This window comes from Microbispora amethystogenes (assembly GCF_016863015.1).
Taxonomy (GTDB): domain Bacteria; phylum Actinomycetota; class Actinomycetes; order Streptosporangiales; family Streptosporangiaceae; genus Microbispora; species Microbispora amethystogenes.
The window spans coordinates 1-7956 of sequence record NZ_BOOB01000084.1; the positions used below are offsets into that span (position 1 = coordinate 1).

The window sequence follows — 7956 nt, forward strand, 5'->3', positions numbered from 1 at the left end:
CTGTCGATGACGACCCACCCGGTCGGCATCTTCCCGGCCACGACCAGCCAGGGGAAACCCGCGCTGGTGGCCTCGATCAACGCCCACACCCGCCTGCGGACCTTCGCCCGCGCCCGCGCGATCCGCACCAGCAGGGCGGTATCGGCCCCGATCGGCTCCAGGGTACGGCGCACGGTCGAGTCCGATGGCGGCGCCCCGAACACCTCGGCCTGATGGGCCAGCACGCCGATCTGCCGCATGCTGGTGGCCCCGAGCACGATCGCCACCGCGAGCTGGACCAGCACCACGCCCCGGTCCCACACCGGACCGGCTCCCAGCCGGGCGAAGACCGCCCCGAGTTCTGTGGTCAGGCCAGTCCGATCAGCACACTTACGCAGTAAGACGGTCCCGGCATGGCCAACGAGTCCCTTGGCGTCCCCGGCGACAGACAGCCGGTGGCCCCATCGCTTACGATTCACCTGTTGGGTGCGCCTGATTCTTGCGACGACGTGATCTAGACACTCGCATCATCGCAAATCAGAGGCACCCTCTTCATTTCAACGACCTTGCCCGGCCTTCAGCGCTGAATAGCGGAGGTTGACATCGGTCGCAACGCTGCTGCATGCTGACGACCACTCGGATCGTATAGGAAAGGTGACGGATGCCAGCCATCCTGCACCATCGCGGAACCGCCCGCCGGCGCCCTACTTCGACCGCCTGAAGCTCCCCTGAGCATGCTCGACGTCCTGCTCGGTTCGCCACCGGGCCACACAAGGACCGAAGGACTTCTCGACTGACTGAAGACCCGGTACGTCGCGGCGTACTCGTGACGCCGGTCTGCGGGGCGGCGCCCGCGACAACCCGGCAGGGTCACCGTCATCTTCCTCCCCTCCGATCGCGGACGCATCCGTGCTCCGCGTCGCGGAACGCGTTCTTCCCTTTCATCCGGCCGGCTCATCACGACCTCGCGATGATCATGAGAAGGTCGTGCATGAATCCGCGATAGTGGTCGCTGCAGCGTCAGCGCGGCGGGAGCGGCGATCCACCGCCCCCGCCGCGTGAACGGGTCAGCGGTTGCGGTTGAGGTTCTGCATCCACTCCCGCAGCGCGCGCGCCTGCCGCGCGAGCTCGGAACGCGCCGCAGCGTCGCCGGAGGCCTTGTCGTTAGCCAGGGCGACGATCGAGTTCAGCGCCGGGATGGCGGTGGTGTAGTTGGTTGCCAGGTAGCTGTCCCGCGCGGTGTCCAGGGCGGCATCGGCGGCGTCCGCGGCGTCCGCGGTCAGCAGCCCGGCCGCTCGGTCGGCCTCGATCAGCAGGCCGGTCTCGCGGTAGGACGAGCAGTTGGCGGCCGTGCGGCCGGCGGTCGTCTCGATCCCGCCGAGGATGATCCGCATGAACGAGTCGTCGTAGTAATGCGTCCGGAAGTGGCCGAGGATGTTCGAGAACGCCTTGCCACCGCCCCAGTTCTGGCACCACGCGATCGGGTGGTCTCCGTTCATCAGCCGCAGCGGGTTGGTGGCCGCGTTGCCGCTGTTGAGGCTGCGCTGGTAGCTGTCCTCGTTGAGGCTCAGCAGCGTGTGCACGTCGGCCCGCATGTTGCGGTCGAAGTTGTAGAGCTCGTCGACCGTCATCCACTTGGCGGGGAGATGCGCGGTCGCCGGGTGCGAGTTGTCCTCGGTCACCACCTCGGCGTGGATGCAGCTGCCGCACTGGCCGAACCCGTTCTGGCCGCTCGGGTGGTTGGTGAAGAACCCACCGACGAGGTTGCCGTACCACGGCCAGGTGCGGAGCTCGAACGAGTCGGCGGCGCCGTGGATGCCGACATAGCCGCCGCCCTGGTTCATGTAGGCCTCGAAGTTCGGCTGCTCGGTGATCGCATTGAGCGGGCCCGGGTGCCCGACGTTCGACTCGAAGACGATCGTGTCGTACTTCTTGAGCGTGTCGAGGCTCAGGAACGGGCTCGTGGGCAGCGTGACGGTCGAGAGTTGCGGGTCGTAGACGTCGACGTTGAAGTTGTGCTCGATGCCGAGCTTCTGGATCGCGGCCACGGTGTGCGAGATGTGGTCGTGCCGGAAGCCCGTCGTCCTGGAGAAGATCAGGACGTTGTAGTCGGCGTCCGGGTTGTGCGGGAGCGGGGCGAGCACCGGGTCCGGGATGAACTTCGGGCCCTCCGCGGGCTCGGACTCGAGGCCCGTCGCGGGCTCCGACGCGAGCCCGCCCTTGAGCTGGTCGATCAGGTAACGCGCATCACCCACGAGTGTGCTGCGGGCCGAGCCGGGCCTGATCTGGCTGTTGGCGATCGAGACGAACTCGTTCATGACCTGGCTCGCCTGCTTGGCCGAATCGACGTCGGCGAGCGCCTTCGCCTGGTCGAGCTTGGCTTGGAGCGCCGCGCCGACCTCCGCCGGGACGCTGCCGGCGGTCACGAACCGGCCGATCAGCGTGCCGACGTCCGCGAACGATGTCGTCACGATGAACGTCTGCGTGTACTTCGCACTGTTGGAAGCAGCGTCAGAGAGCTGCACCGCGAGCGTGTGCACGCCGAGCGGCAGGTCGGAGGTCTGCACCGGCAACGGCGGGACCAGCTTGCCGTCGAGGTACATGTTCAGCACAGCCACTCCGCCCGAGCCGGGGGCGGGGTCCGTGCGCGTCGGGATAAGCGTGGCAACGTGACCGACGTGACCGTCGGTGATCGCCGGGTACGATGCAGCCGGCGCGCGCGTGTCGATCCGGACCGAGATCGAGCGGAACGCCGCGACGTTTCCGGACGTGTCGACCGCGCGGTACCGGACGCTGGTGTTGCCCTCCTGCGTGATCACCGCCGACGCCGTGGCCGACGCCGGCGCCCCCTCGACGGGCACGTCGATGTAGGCGGCGCCGCCGTTGAGCGAGTACTGGAACTTGGCGATGCCGACGTCGTCGGTCGCCGACATGTTCAGCGTCACCGAGTCGCGGTACCAGTTGTTCTGGCCGGTAGGCGCAGAGGGCGACAGCGTCGCCACGTTGATCGTCGGCGGTGTCGTTTCCTCTGCCCACGACGGTGCCGCGGGGATGAGTGCGACCGCCGTCACGCAGGCGGCCACGGCCGATGCGCGAAATCTTCTTCGCATGAGTGGCTTCTCTCTTACCGCTATACGGCCGGGTTCGCTAGATGGTCGATGCCAAGACCTGTGATCACGGTCCGGATCACGGGCAAGACCAGGCCGGATGCCTTACGCAGGCGCTTGTTGTAGCCGGACCGGCCGAGCAGGTAGGGGAACATGCCGGCCAGTCCGGTCGGGGGCTTAGCGCAGCCAGCGCCGTTCGGAGGCGTAACCGAGTAGCGCCGACATCACAGCGAGTGTCACCAGCTCGGCGTCACTGAGGGTAGGTGCGATGCCGACCTTGGGTCGCCAGGGCGCGAGGTCGGCCAGGTCTTCACCGCGTCATCGATCTTCACATAGAGTGCGGTGGCGAGGGTGCCCAGGTCTTTCGTCACACATTGATCTTGGACACCCTCGCCCTGTTTCCGCAGGCGATCCCTTGGACTCGATCGTCTAGGTGCCGATGCCCGTGCCGACGAACTCGGCCCAGTTGAGGTTGAACAGGTTGCCGCCCGTGGCGCCACCCGTGACCGAGCGGAACACCAGGAACAGCTCATGCGTCCCGGACATCGAGACCGGGAACGTCTGGCTCGTCCAGGTTCCCGTCCCGCCGGTGGACACGAGGTTGGCCGTCGTCAGGATCGGCCCGGTGATCGAGTCCTGACGGACCTCGATTGCCGCCAGCGGCGACCCGAGCGTGCGGCCGTTCGCCGCGTCCGCCACGCGGAACGTGATCGAATCGATGTTGGTCAGGTTGAATGGGCCGTTGAGCTGGAGCCAGTCGCCCGAGCCCAGGCTGCCGCGGTGCACGCCGGCGCCGCCGTCGGTGTTGTTCGCCGTGTTGGTGCCGGACTGGTTGACGACGAACTCCACCTCCTGGTGCTTCTGGCGGATCTGGTGCTGGCCGGTCGTGGTCAGCTGTGGGACCCCGCCCGGACCGCCGTGGTCGGTGTAGCGCGCCTGGATCACGCCGGAGACGTTGCCGCCGTGTGAGACGTCGTCGGCGATCGTGTGGAGCACGCCCGAGCAGCCGTTGACGGACTCCTCGGCGTGGCCGTGCGCGTCGTGGCCGAGCACGAACGTCACCTGCACCTCGGAGCAATTCACCGTCCCGTCCTCGGGGTCGGTGACCGTGACCGAGAACGGGATGTCGTCGCCGAACGCGAACGTCCCGCCCTCCACCGGCGTGTTGACGACCACCGTCGGGCTCGTGTTGCCCACGGTGATCACGGTGCTGGTCGAGGTTTTCTTGCCGGACGAGTCGAGCACGGTCAGCACGGCCGTGTAGCGGCCGGACTTCGTGTAGGTGTGTGCCGGGTTCGGGTCGGTCTCGATCGCCGAGCCGTCGCCGAAGTTCCACTCGTAGCGGATCGAGTCGCCGGGATCCTCATCCAGCGAGCCGGCGCTGGAGAAGTTCACGGTCAGCGGCGTTGAGCCGTCGGTGCGGTCCGTGGTGAGCACGGCCTTCGGCGCGCGCTTGCCCTTGACGTACTCCCACTTGTACATGCCCGCGTCGGGGCTGATGACGTTGAACCCGTTGCCGTAGGTCAGCAGGTAGAACGCGCCGTCAGAACCGAACTGCAGGTCCATCGGGTTGTCGCACTCGAACCGGAACCTGCCTGCCCCGGCGTTCGCACGGCTGCCGCAATCCAGGAAGTTGTTGATCTTCTGGACGTGGTTGTTCTGCTTGTCGAGCTTGACCTCGCGCAGCGTGTCCTGCGTCCACTCGCTGATGATCACCGAGTCGTCGTAGTACGGCGGGAACTTGTTAGGGTTCGGGTTCTCCGGGTCGTAGTGGTACTTCGTGACCCCGTGCGGACCGACGCCGCCGGTGTAGAGCTCGGGGAACAGCCGCGGGCATTCGGTCGTCGAGCCGGGCGCGATCGGGCCCGGGGTCGGCGCGTAGCCGGCCTCGCACGGGGTGCCGAGCGGCGCGGTCGTGTTGTTGTCGCGGTAGGAGTACCAGATGTCCGGGTCGGTGACCGGCGGGACGTCCCTCAGGCCCGGCTCGACCGTCGGACCGCCCTCAATGTTCCACAGCGAGTCGTTGCGCTGCGTCGGCCCGTCGCAGTCGAACTTCTGAGCCGGGTTGTTCAGCGGCGTGCCCGCGGTGGTGGTGCCGGGCGCGAACTCGTGGAAGTTCCACTCGTAGTGCGCGAGGTCGCGCTTGTAGCACGTCGGCCAGCCGTAGTTGGACGGCTTCCGCACGATCTCGTAGCGGCCGGTGCCCGACGGGCCGTGCGAGCGCTGCGGTGTCTGGGCGTCGGGCGAGTAGTCGCCGATGTAGGCCACGTCGTTCTCGTCGACCTGGATCCGGAACGGGTTGCGGAAACCCATCGCGTAGACCTCCGGCCGCGTCTTGTCCCGCGGCGCGCCCGCGACCAGCGGGAACAGGTTGCCCGGCGGGATCGAGTAGGCGCCCGTGCCGGAGCCGAAGTCGACCTTGTTGGCGTCGCCGGCGGAGATGTCGCCGTCCTTGACCTTGATCCGCAGCACCTTGCCGCGCAGGTCGTTGGTGTTCAGCGCGGTGCGGCGCGAGTCACCGGTGAGCCGCTGATACCAGCCGCCCGCCTGCGCCGTGTTGGTGGCGATCGCCGGCGTGGCGGTGCCGGTCAGGCCGGCGCCGTCGGCGGTGATCTGCGGCTGATCGGACTGCTGCTTGCCGCGGCGGAAGAACACGTTGACGTTCGACGTGTTGACCGGGCCGCCGCTGGTCTGGATCTCATCCGCCTCGATGTTCGAGAGCGCCTCGAGCGCCGCGTCGATCGCATTGCGATCCGCGTTCCACGCGATCGGCTCCGTCGTCTGGCCCTCGAAGGTCAGCGTGAACGTGCCGCCCGTCGCGTTGGTGACGCGCACGGTCTGCTGCTCGTCGGTCTTCTGCGAGTTGTACGGCCCGTAGCCGCCGGCGTTGATGCCGCCCGCGGGCGTGTCATCGCCGGTGACCATCCAGAGGTTGCCGTGCTTGTCGAAGTCGATGTCGCCCCCGACGTGGCAGCACTCCTGGCGGTTGACCGGCACGCGCATGATCTGCTGCTCGGAGCCCATGTCGAGGTGCGCCGGCGTGCTGTCGGTGGCGTCGACGAACTTGAAGCGGCTGAGCTGGAAATAGCCCACGTACGGATCCCACGCGGTCTTGGACGCCGCCACGTTCGGCGGATTGGTGTTCGGCGTGATCTGGGTGACGACCGATCCGTCGCTCAGCTTGACGTCGGTGACCTCCTTCGGCGAGTAGTAGAGGTAGACCCACTTGTTGGTCGCGAAGTTGGCGTCGACCGCCGGGCCATAGAGCCCGTCCTCGCCCGCGGAGTAGATCTGCTGCGTCATCGGCAGGCTCGGATCGGCGAAGTTGGCGACGACCGTGGTGACGCCCGTGGTCGAGTCGTGCATGCGCAGCGAGCCGAGGCGGTCCGTCTGCAGAACGCGGCCGTCCGGCAGCTGGTCGAAGCCGATCGGCTCCTGCAGGTTCGGCGGCGAGCCGATCTTCGTCTGCTGGTAGTTGGCCAGCACGGTCGCGCCGCAGTCGCTGTAGGCCGGGTCGGCCTGGCCGGCGGCCCAGCCGATCGCGCCCTTGAGGTGCTTGGTGAGGCCGGCGTCGAAGCTCGCGGCCGTGTTGCCCAGGCCGGTGTAGAACGAGCGGCCGCCCTCGAAGTCCTTACACCACGAGACCGGATGATCGGCGCCCATCGTGCCCCCGGCGATCCCGTCGAGGTCGGCGCCCTGCGGCTGCGGCCCGAACGGGTCCTCGACGACGGTGGCGAGGACGTGTGACACACCGCGGACGTTCTTCGCGAAGTTGTACCAGTTGTCGGTCCGCGACCAGAACTGCGGCAGATTCTTGCTCGCGTCGTGGACGCGGTCGGCGACCTTCACGTCACCCGATTGCACGTCGGTCTTGCCGGACGCACGCGTCCCCAGGAGGTCGGTCAGGAACGACCAGGACTCGTCGGTCTCGACCGCCGAGCCGACGCCGACGAAGCCGCCGCCGTCGCGGAAGTAGCTCTCGAAGTTCGCGCGTTGCGCGTCCGTGAGCGGGCTCGCGAGACCCGTGTCCAAGAACACGACCGCGCGGTACTGCTTCAGCTTCTTCTCCGTGAAATGGTCGCCCACGTCAGCGGGCCCGGGCGCCACGACCGTGAATTCACCGGGTCTCGCCGCATCCCGGATCGCGGCCAGGCCGGCCGACGACACCGCGTCCTGGGTGCTGCGCACCACGAGCACCTTGAAGCCGGCGTCTGGTGGTGCGGCCTTGGCGGCAGGCGCGGACGGCTGCAGCAGTGCCGCTGGAGCGACCTTGAAAGCGGGCTCAGCCGCCGTGGGGGCCTCGGCGCTCACCGGCGTCGCGAGGAGCGTGATGAAAGGGGCGATGAGGGCCAAGGCCATCGTGGTCGCGGTGCGACGTCTCGGGCGTCGTCCGTTTTCTGGCGGGGCTGCGTCGAGCAGCCTGGCCCACGTTCGATGATGTGGTGACATGAAAACCTTCCTGACTGGGGGGAGGTCAGGCAAGGCGCGCGCCGTCGCGCTTATTGCCACTTGGCGGTAGCGGATGTTGCGGTTGCTGGAGGGTGCCATCTCCAGGTCTGTGGAGCCGTCAGTACGGTGCCGGCCTGGGTAAATCCATGATCGTGGTCGGGTCGTCGATGATGTGGTTGATCACCATGCTCGCTGCGCCATGGGAGGCGGCGCCGAAGCCGAGTGTGGAGACGACGAATCGGCACTGGGCGGCTGGACCGGCTACCACGAGCCGTTGCAGCCGGTCTTGTGCGTGTGGCGGCAGCCACTGGGCCGACGAGGCGAAATAGCCTCCGATGACGATCACTCGCGGGTTGAACAGGTTGGCCGGGATCGAGTCACCGAGACCGGCCAGGTGTGCTCATGCCGATGCGGAGTTGAT

The 7956-nt window shown here is 67.6% G+C and carries 3 protein-coding genes and 2 pseudogenes; all 5 read right to left on the bottom strand.

All coding sequences use genetic code 11. The annotated features are described in order from the left end of the window. A pseudogene (locus tag Mam01_RS35595) lies at window positions 1–302 on the bottom strand (IS1380 family transposase); the annotation flags it as partial. Between the two features lie 744 nt (window positions 303–1046). Continuing rightward, complete coding sequence (locus Mam01_RS35600) at window positions 1047–3089, bottom strand: ThuA domain-containing protein (protein WP_204289622.1); 2043 nt, start codon at window positions 3087–3089, stop codon at window positions 1047–1049. A 71-nt stretch (window positions 3090–3160) separates the two neighbouring features. Then, a pseudogene (locus Mam01_RS37895) lies at window positions 3161–3457 on the bottom strand (IS982 family transposase); the annotation flags it as partial. A 58-nt stretch (window positions 3458–3515) separates the two neighbouring features. Continuing rightward, entirely contained in the window at window positions 3516–7445 is a 3930-nt protein-coding gene (locus Mam01_RS35605; protein WP_204289623.1) for a ThuA domain-containing protein, read from the bottom strand. Between the two features lie 208 nt (window positions 7446–7653). Beyond that, entirely contained in the window at window positions 7654–7881 is a 228-nt protein-coding gene (locus tag Mam01_RS35610; RefSeq protein ID WP_204289624.1) for a hypothetical protein, read from the bottom strand. Window positions 7882–7956: the final 75 nt, after the last annotated feature.